This window comes from Achromobacter sp. GW823-FHT04E03 (assembly GCF_058796095.1).
The window spans coordinates 139,032-159,562 of the sequence record NZ_JBXAIJ010000001.1 but is presented as its reverse complement, the minus strand read 5'-3'; the positions used below and the strand labels follow the sequence as shown (position 1 = coordinate 159,562).

The 20,531-nt window shown below is 67.2% G+C and carries 18 protein-coding genes; 4 read left to right on the top strand and 14 right to left on the bottom strand.

The window, feature by feature from the left end:
• Position 1: 1 nt before the first annotated feature.
• From AC1RHV_RS00765 to AC1RHV_RS00735, 7 genes are all read right to left on the bottom strand, one after another.
• Positions 2–712 (bottom strand): ABC transporter ATP-binding protein, encoded by a 711-nt coding sequence (locus tag AC1RHV_RS00765; RefSeq protein WP_119449513.1) that lies wholly within the window; start codon positions 710–712, stop codon positions 2–4.
• On the bottom strand, positions 709–1,464 hold the full coding sequence (locus AC1RHV_RS00760; protein ID WP_119449512.1) for an ABC transporter ATP-binding protein: 756 nt from the start codon (positions 1,462–1,464) through the stop codon (positions 709–711). Before AC1RHV_RS00760 ends, AC1RHV_RS00765 begins: the two co-directional genes overlap by 4 nt.
• A complete protein-coding gene (locus AC1RHV_RS00755; protein ID WP_119449511.1) occupies positions 1,457–2,428 on the bottom strand; it encodes a branched-chain amino acid ABC transporter permease in 972 nt (323 codons plus the stop codon). Before AC1RHV_RS00755 ends, AC1RHV_RS00760 begins: the two co-directional genes overlap by 8 nt.
• 2 nt (positions 2,429–2,430) lie before the next feature.
• Entirely contained in the window at positions 2,431–3,303 is an 873-nt protein-coding gene (locus AC1RHV_RS00750; protein ID WP_013393327.1) for a branched-chain amino acid ABC transporter permease, read from the bottom strand.
• 2 nt (positions 3,304–3,305) lie between these two features.
• A complete protein-coding gene (locus tag AC1RHV_RS00745) occupies positions 3,306–4,511 on the bottom strand; it encodes an ABC transporter substrate-binding protein (RefSeq protein WP_119449510.1) in 1,206 nt (401 codons plus the stop codon).
• A gap of 17 nt (positions 4,512–4,528) precedes the next feature.
• Positions 4,529–5,326 (bottom strand): GntR family transcriptional regulator, encoded by a 798-nt coding sequence (locus AC1RHV_RS00740; protein ID WP_054456615.1) that lies wholly within the window; start codon positions 5,324–5,326, stop codon positions 4,529–4,531.
• Positions 5,327–5,388: 62 nt separating this feature from the next.
• Positions 5,389–7,095: a GGDEF domain-containing protein gene (locus AC1RHV_RS00735; RefSeq protein WP_492299609.1), complete on the bottom strand. Its 1,707-nt coding sequence runs from the start codon at positions 7,093–7,095 to the stop codon at positions 5,389–5,391.
• A 117-nt stretch (positions 7,096–7,212) separates the two neighbouring features.
• Here AC1RHV_RS00735 and AC1RHV_RS00730 point away from each other — a divergent pair, with 117 nt between their 5' ends.
• On the top strand, positions 7,213–7,842 hold the full coding sequence (locus tag AC1RHV_RS00730) for a hypothetical protein (RefSeq protein ID WP_175182117.1): 630 nt from the start codon (positions 7,213–7,215) through the stop codon (positions 7,840–7,842).
• Positions 7,835–8,941: a hypothetical protein gene (locus AC1RHV_RS00725; RefSeq protein WP_492299608.1), complete on the top strand. Its 1,107-nt coding sequence runs from the start codon at positions 7,835–7,837 to the stop codon at positions 8,939–8,941. The genes AC1RHV_RS00730 and AC1RHV_RS00725 overlap by 8 nt, the downstream gene beginning before the upstream one ends.
• A 13-nt stretch (positions 8,942–8,954) precedes the next feature.
• Here the strand turns inward: AC1RHV_RS00725 and AC1RHV_RS00720 are convergent, their stop codons facing one another.
• Positions 8,955–9,491: a YaeQ family protein gene (locus tag AC1RHV_RS00720; RefSeq protein WP_119449507.1), complete on the bottom strand. Its 537-nt coding sequence runs from the start codon at positions 9,489–9,491 to the stop codon at positions 8,955–8,957.
• Between the two features lie 151 nt (positions 9,492–9,642).
• Between AC1RHV_RS00720 and AC1RHV_RS00715 the strand changes: the two genes are divergently transcribed.
• Complete coding sequence (locus AC1RHV_RS00715; protein WP_492299607.1) at positions 9,643–10,284, top strand: LysE family translocator; 642 nt, start codon at positions 9,643–9,645, stop codon at positions 10,282–10,284.
• 67 nt (positions 10,285–10,351) lie between these two features.
• On the opposite strand, the gene AC1RHV_RS00710 is transcribed toward AC1RHV_RS00715, so the two are convergent.
• The 5 genes from AC1RHV_RS00710 to ggt all read right to left on the bottom strand — a co-directional run bounded on the left by AC1RHV_RS00710 (position 10,352) and on the right by ggt (position 17,350).
• Positions 10,352–12,211 (bottom strand): dipeptide ABC transporter ATP-binding protein, encoded by a 1,860-nt coding sequence (locus AC1RHV_RS00710; RefSeq protein ID WP_492300772.1) that lies wholly within the window; start codon positions 12,209–12,211, stop codon positions 10,352–10,354.
• A 17-nt stretch (positions 12,212–12,228) separates the two neighbouring features.
• The gene (locus AC1RHV_RS00705) at positions 12,229–13,107 is read right to left on the bottom strand and encodes an ABC transporter permease (protein ID WP_054456608.1); all 879 of its coding nucleotides are present in this window, start codon (positions 13,105–13,107) and stop codon (positions 12,229–12,231) included.
• Positions 13,104–14,048 (bottom strand): ABC transporter permease, encoded by a 945-nt coding sequence (locus tag AC1RHV_RS00700; protein WP_054456607.1) that lies wholly within the window; start codon positions 14,046–14,048, stop codon positions 13,104–13,106. The genes AC1RHV_RS00705 and AC1RHV_RS00700 overlap by 4 nt, the downstream gene beginning before the upstream one ends.
• 126 nt (positions 14,049–14,174) lie before the next feature.
• Positions 14,175–15,686 (bottom strand): ABC transporter substrate-binding protein, encoded by a 1,512-nt coding sequence (locus AC1RHV_RS00695; RefSeq protein ID WP_346547020.1) that lies wholly within the window; start codon positions 15,684–15,686, stop codon positions 14,175–14,177.
• 35 nt (positions 15,687–15,721) lie between these two features.
• Entirely contained in the window at positions 15,722–17,350 is a 1,629-nt protein-coding gene (gene ggt / locus AC1RHV_RS00690) for a gamma-glutamyltransferase (protein WP_492299606.1), read from the bottom strand.
• Between the two features lie 93 nt (positions 17,351–17,443).
• Between ggt and AC1RHV_RS00685 the strand changes: the two genes are divergently transcribed.
• Positions 17,444–18,346 (top strand): LysR family transcriptional regulator, encoded by a 903-nt coding sequence (locus AC1RHV_RS00685; protein WP_054456604.1) that lies wholly within the window; start codon positions 17,444–17,446, stop codon positions 18,344–18,346.
• Between the two features lie 3 nt (positions 18,347–18,349).
• Here AC1RHV_RS00685 and AC1RHV_RS00680 read toward each other — a convergent pair whose 3' ends face one another.
• Positions 18,350–20,521 (bottom strand): phosphocholine-specific phospholipase C, encoded by a 2,172-nt coding sequence (locus AC1RHV_RS00680; RefSeq protein WP_054456603.1) that lies wholly within the window; start codon positions 20,519–20,521, stop codon positions 18,350–18,352.
• Positions 20,522–20,531: the final 10 nt, after the last annotated feature.

The following is a 20,531-nucleotide window of genomic DNA, read 5'->3' as shown; positions in this document are numbered from 1 at the left end:
GCTACATCCCGAGATAGGCCCGGCGCACGTCGTCGCTGGCCATCAGTTCCGGACAGGCGCCGCTATAGCGCACCGCCCCGTTTTCCAGCACGTAGGCGCGCTGTCCCGTCTCCAGGGACTGCCCCACGTTCTGCTCCACCAGCAGGATCGCCAGCCCCTCGCCATGGAGGCGCGCGATCAGGCCGAACAGCTCTTCGACCATCAGCGGCGACAGGCCCAGCGATGGCTCGTCCAGGATCAGAAGGCGCGGCTCGGCCATCAGGCCGCGGCCGATGGCCAGCATCTGCTGTTCACCGCCGGACATGGTGCCAGCCAGTTGCGCCAGGCGTTCGCGCAGGCGCGGGAAGATGTGCAGCACCTTCTCCAGATTGGCGGCGCGGCGCTCGCGCGCCCGGGTGAATGACCCGAGTTCAAGGTTTTCGCGGACGCTCAGGTTGGGGAACACGCGCCGGCCTTCCGGCACCTGGATCAGCCCGGCCTTGACCACGTCGCGGTAATGGCGGCCGGTCAGGTCCTGGCCCTCGAAGCGGACCGTGCCGCCCCAGGGCCGGCACAGACCGCAGACCGTGTTGTTCAGCGTGGACTTGCCCGCGCCGTTGCTGCCCAGCAGCACCACGATCTCGCCCTGGTCGACCCGCAGGTCGACGCCGCGCAGTACTTCCATGCGGCCGTAGCCGGCGCGCAATCCCTGGACTTCCAGCAGCGCGCTCATGCCGGCGCTCCCTGCGCGGCCAGCCTGGCCGCCGCGCCCTGGCCCAGATAGGCCTCGACCACCGCCGGATCGCGCGTGACCTCGCCCGGCGTGCCCGAGGCGATAAGGCGGCCCTGCGCCAGCACCCATACATGTTCGGCCAGGCTCATCACCGCGCGCATCACGTGTTCGATCATCAGCACGGTCACGCCGTCTTCGGCCAGCTTCTTCACCACCGGTATCATCTCGTCGATCTCGCTGGGGTTGAGCCCCGCCAACACTTCGTCCAGCAGCAGCAGGCGCGGCCGCGTGGCCAGCGCGCGCGCCAGCTCCAGGCGCTTGCGGCCGGCCACCGTCAGATCCGCCGCCGGCCGGTCCAGCAAGGCCCCCAGATTGACCCGCGCCGCAACCTCTTCGGCCGCTTGCAGCGCCTCGCGGCGATTGCCCAGGCGCAAGTGCGCGCCCACGGCGATGTTCTGGCGCACCGTCTGCGCGCCGAAGGGCTGCACGATCTGGAAGGTGCGGGTCAGCCCGAGCCGCGCCGATTCGTGCGGCGGACGGCCGGTGATGTCGGCGCCGGCGAAATGCACCGAGCCGGAACCGGGTTTGAGAAAGCCCGACAGCAGGCCGAACAGCGTGGTCTTGCCCGCGCCGTTGGGACCGACCAGGGCCGTCAGCGAACCCTGGCGCACGTCCAGGCTCACATCCTGGACCGCCTTCAGGCCGCCGAAAGTGATGGAAAGATTGCGCGCTTGCAGCAGGATCTCAGACACGGGCGCGCTCCTTGGCACTGAACAGCCGGCCCAAAGCCTGGCCGCTGCCGGTGATGCCGCGGGGCAGGAACATCACGATCACGATGAGCACCACGCCGTAGATGACCATGCTGATGCCCGGCAGTTCGCCAAACAGGTTGCGCGTCAGGTCGCTCAGCGCATGCAGCGTGACCGCCCCCAGCACCGGCCCCCACAAGGTGCCCAGGCCGCCGACGATGGCGCCGACCAGCGCCTCCACCGACACGGCCGAGCCGAAGGCGATGCCCGGATCGATGTACTGGAACACCTGCACGTAGAAGGCGCCCGCGGCGCTCATGAAGGCCGCAGACAGCGCGATGCCGCCGAGCTTGACCCGCAGCGGATTCACGCCGATGGCGCGCGCCGCGTCCTCGTTGTCGCGCACGGCTTGCAGGTAGGCGCCGAAGCGCGAATGGCGCAGCCATGCCGTGACCACCAGCGCCAGCAGCACGAAGCCCAGCAGCAGGTAGATGTAGCCGCGGCGCGAACCGAACTGCATGTTCGCCACGCCCTCCTGCAACGGCACCATCAGGCCCACGCCGCCCCCGGTGAACGACACCGACAACGCCAGGATGCGGAACACTTCCGCAAACGCCAGCGTCACCAGCGCGAAGTAAGAGCCCTTCAGGCCATAGCGGAACGTCAGCCCGCCCACCGCCAGCCCGACCAGTGCGCCCAGCGCGATGGCCATCGGCAGCGCCAGCCAGGGATTGATGCCCAGGTTCAGCTGCCCCAGCGCCTGGGCATAGGCGCCCACGCCGAAGAACAGCGCATGGCCGAACGACAGCTGGCCGCCATAGCCGCCCAGGATGTTCCAGGCCTGCGACAACAGGGCCGCGTACAGCGACATCATGACGAACGTCAGCGCCACGCCCGATTCGGTCAGCGTGGCGGCGGCCGCCAGCGCCGCGCCGAACAGCGCGATAGTCAAAAGATCCTTGCCCATGCTCAGCCCCTCGCCCCGAACAGCCCCTGCGGGCGAAACAGCAGCACCGCGATGAAGATCGCGAATATGCCCATCTGGCCCAGCGAGTCGCCCAGGAACAGGCCCCCGATGGACTCCACCACCCCGATCAGCAGGCCGCCGACCAGCGCGCCCACGAAGCTGCCCATGCCGCCCAGCACCACGATGGTGAAGGCCACCAGCACGAAGCCGCCGCCGACCTGCGGATTGACGTAGTAGGCCGGCAGCAGGAAGCAGGCCGCCGCGCCCAGGCAGGCCATGCCGATGCCGAACGACAATGCATAGACCTTTTCCACGTCTATGCCCATGAGCTTGGCGCCCTGCTTTTCCTTGGCCACCGCGCGGATCGCCCGGCCCAGGTCGGTGCTGCGGATGATCCAGAACAGCACCGCCGCCACCGCCAGCGCGCCACAGAAGGCGATGACCTTGGGCAAGGCGATCATGGCCGGCCCGATCTCCACGGTGGACAGCGTGTAGGCCGTGTCGATGGTGCGCGTATCCGACTTGAACCACACCAGCGCCAGGTTCTCCAGCACGATGGCCAGGCCCAGCGTCACCAGCAGGATGTTCTCGTCCTTGCCGTGGCTGGCGCGGTTGATCACGTAACGCTGCAAGGCGTAGCCCAGCGCGAACATGCCCGCCACCACCAGCGGCAAGGCGGCGTACGGGTCGATGCCCAGGCGGTCCTTCAGCAGATACACCGCGTACAGCGCCACCATCAGCGCCGCGCCATGGGCGAAGTTGATGATGTGCAGCACGCCGTAGATCAAGGTCAGGCCCAGGGCGATCAGCGCGTACACCGCGCCCGTGGTCAGGCCGTTGAGCACCGACGAAAAGAGGATGGCGGGATCGAGCACGCTCAGGCCTTCAGCGGGAAGATGGCGTCGGCCTGGCGGTAGTCGGCCGGGATGACGACCTTGATGTCGCCGCCGATGACCTGCGTCAGCAGGGGCTGCGCGCCGGTGTTCTGGCCGTTCACGAACTTGGTCGGGCCGTAGGGCATGATGTGGTCCGAGAAGGTGCTGGAAGCCAGCGCGTCGATGATGGCGGCGCGGTCGGCCGACTTGGCGCGTTCCAGCGCGTCGGCCAGCAGCAGCACCGAGGTGTAGGTCATGAAGACCTCGTAGCTGAAGTAGGCGCCCTTCTCTTCGACGCGCGCCTTCAACGGGGCCACGCGCGCATCCTTGGGGTTGAACCAGTGGTTGCAGTCGAGGATGCCATTGGCGATGTCGGGGAATTCCTTCAGGAACTTGTAGCTGGAGGCCGCGCCGCCCAGCACCGAGTAGATCGCCTTGGGCTGCACCTTCTGCTGCTTCATGGCGCGCAGCAGCAAGGCATATTCGTTGTAGTAGTTGGCCGGGATCACGATGTCCGGATTGAGGGACTTCATGCGCAGCACGATGTTGTTGAAGTCGCGGGTGGGGTTCGGGTGCTTGACCACGTCCTTGACCTCGAAGCCATGCTGCGGCAGCGCCTTGGACAGCAGCGCCGCGGTGCCGGTGCCGAACAGCGAATCCTCGTGCACGATCATCACGGTCTTGGCGGGCTTGCCTGCCGCGTCGTTGAGCGCGGCCAGGTCGGTGATGGCGCGTTCGCTACAGGCGCGATAGCCCGGGCCGAAACGGAAAGTGTTCTTCAGGCCGCGCTCGACGATCTGGTCGGCCACGCCCACGTCCACCACGTGCGGCAGGTTGTACTTGGCGGCGGTCTGCGTGGTGGCCAGGCAGATCGCCGACGCATAGGCCCCGACAATGGCCGACACGCCCGCCTCGTTCATTTTCTCGACCTCGGCCGACCCCGCCTCGGGGCGCGACTGCGCGTCGCCCAGCATGGCTTCCAGCGGCGCGCCGCCCAGCGACTTGATGCCGCCGGCCTTGTTGATGTCCTCGATCGCCAGCAGCGCGCCCAGGCGGCATTGCTGGCCCGAATAGGCCAGCGCCCCCGTCACCGGATGCAGGATGCCGACCTTGACGGGTTTGGCGCCCTGGGCGCGTACCACCCATGGCGCCGACACCAGGGCAGCTGCGGCGGCGGATTGATAGAGGAAAGTGCGGCGCGAATTCATGGGCGATCTCCGAGAGTTCAATGGAATTGGGCGGACAGCTCTTCGCTGACCCATACCTTGGCGTCGATGCTGCCGACGCGTGACAGCTGCAACTGGTACTGATAGCGATCGGGGCGATACAGGCCTTGCAGCAGCTGCACGGGCCGCTCGTTCACGTCGCGCACGATGCGCGTCACGGCCAGCAGCGCGGAGCCCACGGCCACGTCCAGATGGCGCGCCACCTGCGCATCGGCCAGCCGCGCCGAAATGGTCTGGGTAGCGCCGCCGAACTCCACGCCGGCCGCTTCCAGCAACATCAGCAGGGGTTCGCGCTCCAGGTCTTCGCGCGTGAAATCGGCCACGGCCTGCGGCACGTAGGTCGTGATGTGGGACAGCGGCCCGGCTTCGGTGCTGCGCACCCGCAGGCTCTTGTGCACGGGCGCGCCGGGCGCGAGGTCCAACGCTTCGGCCACCACGGGCGGCGCCGACACCAGGGCGCTGTCCAGCACCTGCACCGAGGTGCGCAGGCCCATGTTGACGATGTTTTCCAGCAGGCCGGTCAGATGGGCCTTCTGCGGCGGATTGGCCTTGGGCGCGCTGGCCGGAGTCGCCGGCGCGCGCAGCGGCCAGGTGCCCAGGCCGGGCCGGCGCGACACCAGCCCGTCGGCCACCAGCATCTCCATGGCCTTGCGGATGGTGATGCGGGCCACGTCGAACTGGTCGGCCAGCGCGTGCTCGCCTGGCACGCCGTCCTGATCGAAGCGCCCTTCCTGCACCTGTTCGCGCAGGACGAGGTAGATCTGGTGGTACTTCGGCAGAGGTAATGAGGTTCCCATGACGGGAACTCTAGGAGTGTCCTAATGTACCGTCAATGGAACAAATGGCTTTGAGGGTTGTTCTATCGGGAAAACACTGAGGGCGCGGATTCGATCCGGTTACGCCCGCGCTGCTTGGCGTAATACAGGGCGCGGTCGCTGCGGCTGAGCGCCAGTTCGGCGTCCGCGTCCATGGTGTGCATGGTCGAGATGCCGATGCTGACCGTCAGCGGAATATGACGGTCGTCGCCCAGCGAAAACGGCGCCGCCGCGATGCGCTGCTGCACCCGCGTGGCGAAGGCGTGCGCGCGCTCGATGTCGGTATCCGGCAGCACCACGGCGAATTCCTCGCCGCCGATGCGCCCCACCAGGTCGACCGCCCGCAGCTGGGCCCGCAGCGTGTTGGCGAAGTGCTGCAGCACGCCGTCGCCAATGGCGTGGCCCCAGGTGTCGTTGATGCGCTTGAAATGGTCCAGGTCACACATCAGCACGGCGGCGCAATCGCTGCCCTGGCGCTTGATCCGGGCCAGTTCCGCGGCGATGCGCGACATGAAGTGGCGGCGGTTCGGCAGCGTGGTCAGGGCGTCGGTCGCGGCGAGTTCACGCAGTTCGAAATCAGCGCGCTTGCGGTCGGTGATGTCGGTCACGAAGCCGTGCCAGACCACGGTGCCGTCGGCCGCCTTGCGCGGACTGGCGTCGCCCTGGCGCCAGCGCAGGCCCTGCTGCGGCAGGCACACCCGGAACTCCAGGTGCCAGGGCGTCTGCGCCGCGGCCGCGGCCTGCAGCGAGGCGTGGTAGGTCGCCAGGTCCTCGGGATGGACGCGCTGCTCGATCGCCGCGGGGCTGGTGCGCACCTCGTAAGGCGTGAGTTCGAACATGTCCCAGATGCCCGCGCTGACGTACAGGAAGCGCGACCCGCCTCCGGGCCGCTGGCCGCACTGGAATACCATGCCCGGCACGGCGTCGGTCAGGTTGACCAGCAGGTCCGCCGTGCGCCGCAGGCGCTCCGACATCGCGCGCATGGCGCTGATGTCAGTGGTGGTGCCCATCATGCGCAAGGCCCGCCCCTCCGCGTCGCGGCTGACGACCTTGCCGCGGCTGCAGATCCACTTGTAGCTGCCGTCCTTGCAGAGGATGCGGTGCTCGACCTCGTAGCTCTCGGTCTTGCCCTCGAAATGCGCCTGCATGGCGGCGCGCACATAGTCGGCATCGTCTGGGTGCAGGCGCTTGTAGGAGTCTTCGATGCGGTTGGTGACTTCGGATTCGGCGTAGCCCAGCAGGGCCTTCCAGCCCGGCGAATAGGTGATTTCGCCGGTTACGACGTTGCGATCCCAGATCCCCGTGCCGCTGCCTGCGATGGCCATGGAGAGGTTGCGCGCCTCGGTACGCCAGCCGTCTTCCGCCGCCCGCTCCGCCGCCAGGGCCTCGCGCTTCTCGACGGCCGCGACGGCCAGCTCGGCGAAATCGTGCAAGGCATCCAGGTCTTCGTCGCCGAAATCCCGCGGCTGGGCATGCAGCAGCCGGAACGTGCCCAGCCGGCGGCCATCGCTGGCGCGCAGCGGGCAATCCACGGAGAAAGGGAGCGTACCGGCCGCGGTTGCGGGCAAGGCGCCCGCCTGGGCCTGCCAGACGCCATCGGCGTCGCTGCAGGCGACCAGCGCCATGTCCACGCCGAACTGCCGCCTGGCCAAGCGGACGAGCCGGTCCAGGGGGCCGTCGAGCCCGGCTTGCACATTTTCCGCGCCGCCGGCCGGCGCGCTTGCAGGAGGAACGTCACCTGTTGCTGGCATGTCTGGACCTGACTCAACACGAGATTCATAAACATGGCCATGCCGGTGGCCATGTCTGACATTTTGTCACGCTCTGCACCAAAATAGCATCATTTTGAACGATATGATCACCGGCCTATGGAACACCCTACCCGCGTGCTGCAACGCGCCTGGCTACTGCTGCTGGCCTTGCTGATCACCCTTCACGGCGGCCTGGCCCACGCCCAGGCGTTCGATCGCCAGGCGGAGAACGCCCGTTACCGGCAATGGCTGGAAGACTTCCGCGCCGACCTCCAGCGTCTGCGGCAATCGCCCGATTCGGCAAAGGCCGACATCGACAGCCTGTTCGCGAAGACCATCGTGCCGGGTTCCCGCGGCACCCAGCTGGTCAGGACGCTGGCGCAGGCGCCGGGCGACTCCACCAGCGGCGAGATCCACTACGCAGGCTTGCAACGTGTCTTCCTGGCCGCCCTGGCCGACGCCGTGGTGGCGGGCGACGGCGGAGACTACCCGGAAACGCAGGCCAAGTATCAGAAACAAGTATTGCGCGTGCGTTACATGCACGTGGATGGCGGCGGCCGTCTGGAATCCTTTTTCAACGACCCCGAGCACTTCAAACCCTACCGCCTGCCCGCGCCCGGCACCCTGGAGCGCGACGCCTACCCCTTCCTGCTGTTCGAAGAACATGACGGCAAGCTGCGGCTGGGCGGCGTGTCCAAGGAATTCTGGGAGCTGGTGAGGTTCATGGATACGCTGCAATATGCCTAGGCGACTGGTCCTGCTGCTGGCGGTCATCGCGCACGCCGGCCCAGCCCTCGCGGCCTGCGGCCCGGCCGCCGTCGATTTCACCGCGCCCGTGCCGCTGAAGGCGGTTCCCGTCTCGGTCGGCCTGGGCGGCGACCGTGTCCTGCTGGGCCGACAGGGCGAACGCATTGCCGCACGCAACCAACCGGTATGGGTCGACGAAACCGGAGATCCACTGCCCCGGACCTGGATGGACAAGGTCGACTGGTCCGCTTACCGGCTGGACAACGTCTCTCGGGCGCCCGCCAGGCTGTATTTCGACGGCAATGGCCGGCTGTGCCGCGCGGAATCCTATGAACTTCCCCGGCGCGGCGACGGCCCACCCTTTCTGTCGGGCGGTTACACCCTGGAGTACGACGGCGCCGGCGCCCTGACGCGGGTGGTCGAGTACGAACAGACCGCGGTCCGCCGGCCCGCCACCTACGAGGCAAGCGGCCAGGCCTGCCTGAAACGCGATGCCCGGGGCGCGCTGACCGCCTTCACCAATGAGGCTTGCGAAGACAAGCAACAACCGGCCGCCGGCCGGTTCTATGCGCGCGACGCCGCGGGCCGCCTGCTGCGCGCCATCGATATCGCCGCGCAAGGCGGCGCGTTCCAGGTCCAGACCTATGATGCCCAGGGCAAGCCGGACCAACGTTATGTGCGCCGCCATTCCCCCGGGGATGGCGCCAGATCCTACGCCCATGTCGCGCACGCCTCCCCTGACTCCCGCCCTTATCCGGTGCACCGGGAAGAGTTGAACCAGCTGTCCACCGAGGTGCCGGGCAATGACTGGCGCATCGTCAGCATCGCCGACGACGTGCCGCTGGACGACACGGACATGCAGTCCTGGAATCCGGACACGCAGACCATCCTGGCCCAGGGCGTGACCGATGCGCAAGGCCGCGCGCTGCTTGCGGCGGACGCGCAGGCGCGCGTCTGGCAGGCCATGCGCGACAAGCCTGGCAGGATCTTCTGGTACTCGGACTTGATGAGCCGGGTGCTGCTGCTGCCTGCGATGGACGAGGCCCGCTGGCGCGCCTGCGCCGATCCCGCGAATCAGGCCGCCGACGCCTGCGACTGAGGCGGCCGGGAGCCTAGCGCCAGGCTTCCGGTTCGACGCTGACCTCGCCCTTGTCGGCCGAAAAATACACCACGCCGTCCGAAATGTTGGCATTCAGGCGCATGGTGCGCTCGGCCAGCTGGGCCAACGCACGGGTCTGTTCCGAGGGCAGGTTCACGATCTTGAGGTTGCGCGTGCGTTCCAGCTTGTTCTTCACGCCGTCCCACCAGATCTTGCTGGCGGAACCACCGTAGCAATAGACGATGACTTCGTCGGCGCGGCCACAGGCGCGCAGGATGCGGCGTTCTTCGGGCTGACCGACTTCGATCCAGAGCTTGACCGCGCCGGTCAGGTCCTTGACCCACAGGTCGGGTTCGTCGGTGTCGCTCAGGCCTTTGGTGAAGGCCAGCTCTTCCTGCGCGTGCAGGGCGTAGGCGACCAGCCGCACCATCATGCGCTCGTCGGTTTCCGAGGGATGGCGGGCGACCGTCAGCGCGTGGCTGCCGTAGTAGTGGCGGTCGGTGTCGGCGACGTTGAGCTCGGCCTTGTAGATGGTGGCGCGCAGGGCCATGGCGTAAATCCGGTGAATGTAGCGAATTGCTGAAGGCCGCCATGATAACGCCTGCGGCGCTGCGGCACGTCCACAGACGGCTGCAGGCGCCGGCCCGGCGGCGCTACACTGAGCGGCTCCGCTTCGCCGCGCCCGCCACCGGATCCCGCCCATGACCGCCACCGCAGCCCTGCTCGCCTTTACCCTGGCCGCCGCCATCCTGACCGTCACGCCCGGCATGGATACCGCCCTGGTGCTGCGCACCGCCGCCGTCGAGGGGGGCCGCCGCGCGCTCATGGCTGGCCTGGGTATCGCCGCCGGATGCCTGGCCTGGGGCGTGGTGGCGGCATTCGGCCTGGGATCGCTGCTGCTGGTATCGACCCTGGCCTACGACACGCTGCGCATCTGCGCGGCGCTGTATCTGTTTTATCTGGGCGTGAAACTGCTGTGGGGCGCCCGGCCAGGCAAGCAGGCCGCACCCGATTCCGCGCCGCCCGCCCCCGCCGCGGCAGCCAGCGCTGGCGGCTGGTTCATGCGCGGCTGCCTGACCAATGTCCTCAATCCCAAGATCGGGATCTTCTACATCACCTTCCTGCCGCAGTTCATTCCCGCGGGCGCGGACGTGCTGCGCTTCAGCCTGCTGCTGGCAGGCATCCACGCGATGCTGGGGATACTGTGGTTTGGCGTGCTGGTGGCAGCGACGCGCCCGCTGGCGCGCTGGCTGTCGCGGCCGGCCGTGATGCGCGGCCTGGACCGCATGACGGGCGCGGTCTTCATCGCCTTCGGGCTGAAGCTGGCGCTGGAAAAGCGCTAGTTTCGGCCCCCCGCGCGCAGCGGGGGGATGCAAGCGGCCACCGGCTGCCAGCGGGCGGCCACCTGCCTCAATAGACCCCGATCGAATGGCGGGCCACGAAATGGCCCTCGCCCACGGCGACCAGCGGCTCGACCAGCGGATCGTCGCCCAGCTTGCGCATCGGGCTGGGGATCTCGTCGACCAGCAGCGAGCGCTCGCGGTGGCGGCGCTGCGGGTCGGCGATGGGCACCGCCGCCATCAACTTCTTGGTGTAGGGATGCTGCGGGTTCTCGAAGATGGCCCGGCGCGGGCCGATCTCGACGATCTGGCCCAGGTACATCACCGCCACCCGGTGGCTGACGCGCTCGACCACCGCCATGTCGTGCGAGATGAACAGGAACGACACGCCCAGCTCGCGTTGCAGGTCCAGCAACAAGTTGACGATCTGCGCCTGGATCGACACGTCCAGCGCCGACACCGATTCGTCGGCGATCACCACCTTGGGGTTCAACGCCAGCGCGCGCGCGATGCAGATGCGCTGGCGCTGGCCGCCCGAGAACTCGTGCGGATAGCGGTCGATCATTTCCGGCAGCAGGCCGCACTTGTCCATCAGCCAGCGCACCCGGTCCTGGGCCGCCTTGCCGCGCGCCACGCCGTGGATCAGCAGCGGTTCCATGATGGAATAGCCCACCGTCATGCGCGGATCCAGCGAGGCGAACGGATCCTGGAAGATGAACTGGATGTGCTGACGCAGGGTCTGCATGGCGCTGCCGCGCAGCGCGCCGATGTTCTTGCCGTCGAATTCGATGCTGCCGGCCTTGCTCTTGACCAGCTGCAGCAGCGAACGGCCGGTGGTGGTCTTGCCGCAGCCGGACTCGCCCACCAGCGACAGGGTCTCGCCCGGATACAGGTCGAAGCTGACCTTCTCCACGGCGTGCACGCGCTTCTGCACCCGGCCCAGGATACCGCCGGTGATGTCGAAGCTGGTGGTCAGGTCGCGCACCTTCAGCACCGGGCCGTTCTCGCGGCGCACGGTGGACGCAGCCGCGACGGGCGCGGCGGCGGCTTGCGGTCGCGCCGTGGGGTCGTCCACGCGCAGCAGCGGGAACGGCGCGGGTTCGTCCGTGCCTTGCATGGCGCCCAGCCGCGGCACCGCCGACAGCAGCGCGCGCGTATAGGCGTGCTGCGGGCGGGCGAAGACCTCGTCCGAGCTGCCCTCTTCGACCTTGTCGCCGCGGTACATGACCAGCACGCGGTCGGCGACTTCCGCCACCACGCCCATGTCGTGCGTGATGAAGATCACGCCCATGTCCATTTCTTCCTGCAACTGGCGGATCAGCTGCAGGATCTGGGCCTGGATGGTCACGTCCAGGGCCGTGGTCGGTTCGTCGGCGATCAGCAACTGGGGCTTGCACGACAGGGCCATGGCGATCATGACGCGCTGGCGCATGCCGCCCGACAACTGGTGCGGATAGCGGTCCAGGATGGCGCGGGCTTCGGGGATGCGCACCCGCTCCAGCATGCGCAGCGTCTCGGCGCGGGCCGCGGCGGCGTCCAGTCCCTGGTGCAGCTGCAGGGCTTCGGCAATCTGGTTGCCGGCCGTGAAACTGGGGTTCAGGGACGTCATGGGCTCCTGGAAGATCATCGCCACGTCCGCGCCGCGCACGCGCTGCAGCGTGCTGTCGGGCGCGTTGAGCAGATCCAGCACTTCGCCGTTGCGCCGGCGCAGCAACATGCCGCCATTGACGATCCGGCCGCCGCCATACTCGACCAGGCGCATCAGCGCCAGCGAGGTCACCGACTTGCCCGAGCCGGATTCGCCCACGATGGCCAGGGTTTCGCCGCGGTCGACGTGGAAGGAGACTTTGCGCACCGCTTCGACGGTGCGCTCGGGGGTCTTGAAGCGCACGGTCAGGTCGTTGACCTGGACGACGCGCTTGGGGTCCATTGTTGTTGCCATGGTGATTACTTTTCCTGACGCGGATCGAGCGCGTCGCGCAGGCCGTCGCCCAGCAGATTGAAGCCCAGCACCACCAGGAAAATGGCCGATCCGGGGAAGATGGACATCCAGGGCGCCTGGGTCATGAAGTTCTTGGCGGTGTTCAGCATCGAGCCCCAGGACGGGTTCGGCGGCTGCAGGCCCAGGCCCAGGAACGACAGGCTGGCCTCGGCGATGATGGCCGTGGCGATGGTGATGGTGGCCTGCACGATCAGCGGCGGCATCACGTTGGGGAACACGTGCCGGCCGATGATGCGCAGGTCGGACGCGCCCAGGGCGCGCGCGCTCTGCACGTAATCCTCGTTCTTGACTGCGAGCACCTGTCCGCGCGTGAGGCGGATGAACTTGGGCGCGGCCGAGACGCCGATTGCGATCATGGCGTTGGTCAGGCTGGGGCCGAGAAAGGCGGCCAGCGCGATGGCCAGGATCAGGAAGGGAATGGCCAGCAGCGCCTCGGTGGCGCGGGAAATGATGCTGTCGGTCCAGCCGCCGAAATAGCCGGCGGCAAGACCGAAGGGCACGCCCACCGCCAGCGCGATCAGGACCGACACCAGGCCCGCCATCAGCGAGGCGCGGGCGCCATAGACCATGCGGCTGAAGATATCGCGGCCCAATTCATCCGTGCCCAGCCAGTAGGACGCCGAAGGCGCCTTGCGGATGGTGGTGAAGCTGGTCTGGAAGGGATCGTGGCTGGCGATCAGCGGCGCCAGGATGGCGATCACGACAAAGAACAGCACGATCCCCAGGCCCAGCATGGCGATGTGGTTGCGCTTGAATTTGCCCCAGGCGCGGTTGCGGCTGCGGGGCGGCGTGACGGCTGCGGCCGTTGCAGGAATTGCGCTCATGAGTGCCTCAGGCGGGGATTGACCAGGATGTACAGGATGTCGGCCAGCAGGTTCATGATGATGAAACCCACCGCCACGCAGAGCACCACGCCCTGCACCACCGCGTAGTCGCGCGTGAAGACCGCGTCGACCACCAGCTTGCCGAAGCCCGGGATCGTGAAGACCTGCTCGGTCAGCACGGCGCCCGCCAACAGTTCCCCGAACAGCAGCGTCACCAGCGTGACAATAGGCATCAGCGCATTGCGCAAGGCATGGCGCAGCACCACGCTGCGCGGAGATACGCCCTTGGCGCGGGCGGTACGCACATAATCGGCCGACAAGGCTTCCAGCATGGCCGAACGGGTATGGCGCATTAGATACGCGGCGATGGCCGTAGACAGCACCAGGGACGGCATCAGCATGGTCTTGATCGACAGCCAGAAGTCCTCGGACGGCGACACGTAGCCCGAGGCCGGCAGCAGCTTCCATTGCACCGACACCACCATGATGAGAATGATGCCAAGCCAGAAATTGGGGATGGACATGCCGGACAGCGCGGCGATGTTGGCCCCCATTTCGATGGGCTTGCCCTTGCGCACCGCGGCGACGATCCCCATGGGGATGCCTATCAGCAGCGCGAAGAACATGGCCATGGCGGCCAATTGCAGCGTGACCGGCAGCTTCTGGCCGATCAGCGTGGTGACGGGTACGTCGGTGCGCAGCGACTTGCCCAGGTCGCCTTGCACGACCTGCGCGGCCCAGGCGGCGTACTGCACGGGCAGCGGATCGTTGAGGCGGTACTTGTCCCGCAGGTAGTCCAGGACGGCGGGATCGCGCTCTTCGCCGGCCAGTGTCAGCACCGGGTCGCCGGGCAGGATTTTCTGCAGCATGAAGACGATCATCGACACCAGTATCAGTGTCGGTATCGCGACGAGCACGCGGCGCAAGATGAGTTTAAGCATATGAGAAACCGTAAGACAGGAACGGCGGACGGGACGCGCAGGATAAACCGCGCCCTGCCGCCGCAAACGACAACCGGACGCGCAAGGCGCGTCCGGCTGGCGCGGCGCTTGACTGCCGCGCCGCGATCACTTCTGCGCGTAGGTCACGCCTTTCAGGCGGATCATGCCGTCAGGATAAGGCGTGAAGCCCTTGACCTTCTTGGCCATGGCGAAGGGCCAGGGCTGGTAGTAGTTATACACCCCGGGCAATTCGTCCTGGATGATGGTCTGGGCCTGGTCGTAAATAGCCTTGCGCTTGGCCTCGTCGGGCACGGTGCGGGCCTCGTTCAGCAGCTTGTCCACTTCCGGGTTGCAGTAGTGGCCATCGTTCAGCGCGCCCTTGCAGGTGACGAAGGCGTGGATGTTGCCGTCCGGATCGACCCGGCCCGACCAGCCCAGCATCACGACCTGGAAGTTGCCGCCGGCCGATTCCTTTTGCAGCGCGGCGTACTCGGTCGGGCGCAGCGACAGGTCGAAGCCCGCCTCGGACGCCATGGCCTGCACGATCTCGGCGATCGAGGACGTGGTGGTGTTGTTGCCGAACATGACCTCGGCCTTCACGCGGTCAAAGCCCGCCTGCTTGAGCAGCGCCTTGGCCTTGGCGACGTCGCGCTTGGTCGGCGGGAACTTGTCGCTGTGGTAGGGGCTGGCGGGCGGGAACGGCTGCTGCGCCGGATCGAAGATGCCGCCGCCGGCCACTTCGCTGATGGCGTTGCGGTCGATGGCGTACTGGAACGCCTGGCGCACCAGCTTGTTCTTGAACGGATTGTCCTCGGCGCGCTTGCCGTTGGCGACGTTGAACATGAACTGCTGGAAGCCCAGGCCGGCCACCGGCGCGAAGGTCAGGCTGGCGTCGCTCTTGACCTGCGGCACGTCGGAGGGATTCAGGCGCTCCAGCATGTCCAGGTCGCCCGCGCGCAGGTTGGACAGGCGCACGGTGGTGTCCGGGATCGGCAGGAAGGTCACGCGCTTGAAGGCGAAATCCTTGGCGTCGTAGTACTGGTCGAATTTCTCCAGCACGATGCGGTCGTTCTGGATGCGTTCGACGAACTTGTAGGGACCGGAACACACGGGCTTGCGGCCCACGGCGGCCACGTCGTCGCTGAAGGTCTTGGGCGACAGCATCATGCCGGCGCGGTCGGACAGCTGCGCCAGCAGGGTGGCGTCGGGCTTTTTCAGCGTCAGCACCAGCGTCGTGGCATCAGGCGCGTCGACCTTTTCGACCGAGGCCAGTTCGCCCTTGCGCAGGCTGTCCGGCAGGGACATGGCGCGTTCCAGGTTGGCCTTGGCCGCGGCGGCATCGAACTTGGAGCCGTCATGGAACAGCGCGTCCTCGCGCAGCTTGAAGGTCAGCACCTTGTTGTCGGGGCTGAACGACCACGAGGTGGCCAGTTGCGGCACGAAGTGCAGCTTGGGATCGATGTCGATCAGCTTGTCGCACAGCGAGGTGAAGACGATGCGGCCCACGTACGTGCGCGCCCGGTGCGGGTCCAGCACGTCCGGATCTTCCTGCAGGCCGATCCGGATGTTCTGGGCGGAAGCCGCGCCCGCGGCCAGCGCCAGCAGGCTGGCGCCGAAGGTCAAGGTCAAGCGTTTCATTATTTAGATTCCCCTTGTGGCTGCGCTATTGCGTATTAGAAGCCGACCGCCTGACCGTCGCGCCGGCTGTCGCTGGCGGCGACGTAGCCAAGCTCGTTGTCGTTTTCGGACATGCGCCAGATGAACTGGCCCGCGCCGAAATCCATGTACGGATCGTCGACCGACTTCAAAGCATGCCCGAGGTCTTTCAGGCCCGCAATGGTGGAAGCCTTCATATTGGTCTCGATGTCCAGCGTGAAATCGCGGTTGACCTTCCAGCGCGGCGCGCAGCAGGCGGCCTGCGGATTCTGGTGATAGTCCAGCATGCGCACCACGGTCTGCATGTGGCCTTGCGGCTGCATGTCGCCGCCCATCACGCCAAAGCTCATGACCGGCTTGCCGCCGCGGGTCAGGAAGCCCGGGATGATGGTGTGGAACGGACGCTTGCCGCCTTCGACCACGTTGGCCGACTTCGGATCCATCGAGAAGCCCACGCCGCGGTTCTGCATGCTGATGCCGGTGCCCGGCACCACCACGCCCGAGCCGAAGCCCATGTAGTTGGACTGGATGAACGAGATCATCATGCCGTTTTCATCGGCGGCGGTCAGGTAGATGGTGCCGCCGGCGTGCGGACGGCCCGCCTCGAAATGGGTGGCGCGGTCCAGGCGGATGAGCTTGGCGCGGCTGTCCAGGTAGGCGTCGGACAGCATCTGTTCCGGCGTCACCTGCATGGAACGCGGGTCCGCCACGTACTTGTACAGGTCGGCGAAGGCCAGCTTCATGGCTTCGATCTGGATGTGCTGCGACTGTACCGAGTCCACCGGAATGTCGGCCATGTCGAAGCGCTCGACGATGCCCAGCGCGATCAGCGCGGCGATGCCCTGCCCGTTCGGCGGGATCTCGTGCAGCTCGTAGCCGCGGTAGGACTTGGAAATGGGCTTGACCCATTCCGGGCGGTAGTTGCGCAGGTCTTCCCGGGTCATGGCGCCGCCGCATTCCTGGCTGAAGGCGGCGATGCGCTCGGCCAGTTCGCCTTCGTAGAAGTCGCGGCCCTTGGAAGCGGCGATGCGGCGCAGCGTGTTGGCGGCGTCCGGGAAGCGGAAGTGTTCGCCGACCTTGGGCGCGCGGCCCTCGGGCAGGAAGGCCTGGGCATAGCCCGGTTGCGATTTGAGCTCTTCGGCGGCTGCGGCCCACTTGTGCGCCACCACCGGCGGCACGGCGTAGCCGCGCTCGGCGATCTCGATGGCGGGTTCGAACAATTGCTCGAACGGCAGCTTGCCCAGTTTTTCATGCAGCGCGGCCCAGCCGGCCACCACGCCCGGCACCGTCACGGCGTCCCAGCCGCGCTTGGGCTGGATCGCCAGGCCGTCGGCGCCCACGCCGTGCTTGCGCTTGAAGTATTCGGTGCTCCAGGCCGCGGGGGCCACGCCCGAGGAGTTCAGGCCGTGCAATTCCTTGCCGTCCCAGACGATGGCGAAACAGTCGCCGCCCAGGCCGCAGGACACGGGTTCGACCAGGACGATGGTGGCGGCCGCAGCGATGGCGGCGTCCACGGCATTGCCGCCCTTGAGCAGCATGCGCAACCCTGCCTGCGCCGCCAGCGGATGCGACGTGGACACCACGTTGCGGGCGAACAGCGGAATGCGGACGGAAGGATACGGGTTGCCCCAGTCGAAGGATTTCATGTGGCTAGTCTCATAACGGGTAAGCGGCCGAAGTTACTCCCGTGGTTTAATTAAATCAATTTGAAATTTTGTTCCGTCATAAAAGAGATTTTTGTGAGTACCATCCGTTTTCTGCGCACTTTCCTGGCGGTCGCGCACCACGGCTCCTTCTCCGAAGCGGCCGAACAGGTGGCGCTGACCCAGGCCGCGGTCAGCTTCCAGATGCGCTCCCTGGAAACGGAACTGGGCCGCGAACTCTTCGACCGCAGCGGACGGCTCGCCATCCTGAATGCCGCCGGCCGGGAATTACTGCCGGAAATCAAGCACTTGCTGGATCTTTACGACCGCATGCGGCTGCCGCGCACCGTGCCCGGCGAGCTGGCCGGGTCGGTCGCCGTGGGCAGCATCGTGTCGTGCATGGGGACCCTGTCCAAGGTCGTGTCGGGCATGAAGAAGCAGCACCCCAAGCTGGACGTGCGCATCCTGTCGGGCAAGGCCAGCGAGCTGGCGGGCAAGGTCGAGGACGGCGAGCTGGACGCGGCCTTCCTGGTGGAGGCCGGGCGCAAGATGGCCAGCACCCGCTGGACCGCACTATATGAAGAGCAGCTGGTCGTCATCGCGCCGCGCTCGGCGCCGGGTGAAGACGCGCGCCAGGTACTGGCGCAGAACCCCTTCCTGCGCTTTGACCGCACCCAGCGCACCGGCCTGCAAATAGACCGGCTGCTGCGCCGCCTGGCGGTGCCGCTGAACGAATACCTGGAACTCAACGCCATCGAGACCCTGGTCGAGCTGGTGCGCCAGGAGGTCGGCGTGACGCTGCTGCCGCTGATCAACGGCTCCAACTGGCAGCACAGCCCGGAACTGCGGATTCTGACCCTGCCCCAGGACCTGGGACCGATGGCGCGCGCCATCGGCATGCTGGAGCGGCGCGAGCATGCACGCCAGGGCATCACGGCGGCGATCTGCGAGGCCTGCGCCCAGGCGTTCCAGGCGCGCGAACCGCAGACCGCCGCCTGAGGCTTACAGCCCCATCGCCGGGTCCGTCACCGACGGGCGGCCGGTTTCCACGCGGCCGGCAAAGCGGCGCAGATAGGCAGGATCTTCGGCCAGGCGCACGGTGAAGTCGTACCAGCCCTGGCTGCCTTCCAGCGCCCAGTGCTGTTCGACCTGGCCGCCCGCGGGCACCGTGAACTTCCAGCGCTCGTGGTTGGCGTAGTAGGCGTTGGGCGCGACTTCGAAGGTGCAGGGATTCTTGCCGCCATTGATGAAGCTGACGTAGACGTCGCCCTTGGCGATTTCGTAGCAGACGCGGATCTCCGGCGCCAGCGCCGACGTGCGGGCCTGGGCCAGGTCGCCCGCGAAATGGCGGTGGTAGCCGTTGGGGCCTAGCACCCACAGGTCGTACTTGCCGCCGTCGGCCGCCGTGTCCCAGTTGCCTTCCAGCTGCTTGTCCGGCTCTACCGTGTAGCGGCGCGGCAGGCGGTCCAGGTGCAGGCGGTCATAGACGTGGAACACCGCCGCCTGCTTGCCCGTATTGGAAAACACCAGGCGCATGGCGCCCGTGTCCGGCTGGGCGCGTGCGCTGGTGTGCAGTTCGTAGGGCAAGGCGCGGGAATAGCGCACGCCCTGCTCCTGCACCGGCTTGGCCTGGGTGCTGGGATCGGGCAGCGGCACGGCCTTCAGCGCTTCCTGCGCGCTGCGCTCGCTGTCCGAACCCGCGCGGGTCAGCAGGTTCAGGTCGGGCAGCTTTTCGTTGTTGGGCGTGGCGAAGTTGAAGGCCGAAGTCAGGTCGCCCAGCACCGCGCGGCGCCAGGGGCTGATGTTGTCCTCGGCCACGCCGAAGCGGGCTTCCAGGAAGCGCAGCACCGAAGTGTGGTCGAATGCCTGCGAGTTGACCCAGCCGCCGCGGCTCCACGGCGACACCACGTACATGGGGACGCGCGGGCCCGGGCCGTAGACGCGGTCGTCGGCGGCGTCCTGGGCGGAGGCATGGGTATGGCGCTCCAGGTCGGTGTTGACGGTGGAGGCGCCGGCCATCGAGCCGTCCGGGTTCAGCGAGGGCGCGGCGGGCGGCGGCAGGTGGTCGAAATAGCCGTCGTTCTCGTCGAAGTTGATGAGCAGCACGGTCTTGCTCCAGACCTCGGGGTTGGCCGTCAGCGCGTCCAGCGTTTCCTGGATGTACCAGGCGCCCTGGATCGGGCTGGACGGGCCGGGGTGCTCGGAATACGTGGCGGGCGCCACGATCCACGACACCTGCGGCAGCGTGCCGTTGACGGCGTCCTCGCGCAGCGCCTTCAGGAAGCCGCCGTCGGGCATGGTGTTGGCCGTGCCCTTGTACAGCGGGTTGGCGGCGTCCATGGACGGCGTCCAGGCCGGATAGGGCGCGCCGTTGGCGCTGTTGCCGGCCAGCTCGTTGGCGCGGCGGTATTGCTTGAAGCCGGCCAGCGGGTTGTCGCCGAAGTTTTCGGGCAGGTTCTGGTAGACCTTCCAGCTGACGCCGGCTTCCTGCAGGCGCTCGGGATAGGTCTTCCAGGTCCAGCCGGTGGACGAAGCGCCCAGGCTGTCCCACTGGTTGCGGGTCGAAGGGCCGTTGCCCAGGGCCAGCGGATCGTTGGTGCCAGTCCAGTGGAACAGGCGGTTGGTGTTGGTGCCGCCGTGGGTAGAACAGTGATAGGCGTCGCACAGCGTGAAGGCTTCGGCCAGCGCGAACTGGAACTCCACCTCTTTCTTCTTGTAGTAGCCCATGGACTGGTTCTGCTTGTAGCGCGGCCAGTGGTCCATGCGGCCGCCGTCCCAGGCCATTTGCGCGTCCACGTAGTCGTGCGGCGTGCCGGCCACGCGCTGGGCGTTGCCCTGGCTGCTGTCCAGGTGATACGGCATCACCACGCGGGTGCCGTTGCTCTGCTCCCAGACCGAGCGCTTTTCAGGCAGCGGAATGGTGATGCGGTCGCCGAAGCCGCGCACGCCCTTGAAGGTGCCGAAGTACATATCGAAGGAGCGGTTTTCCTGCATCAGGATGACCACGTGCTCGACGTCGTTGATGGTGCCGGTGCGGTTGTTGGCGGGGATGGCCAGCGCGCGGCGGATCGCCGGCGGGAACATCGACAGCGCGGTCAGGCCTGCGGTCGAGGCGGCGGCGTTGCGCAGGAAGCGGCGCTTGCCGGCGTGGACCTGGTCTTTATCGAACGTCACGGATTCTATT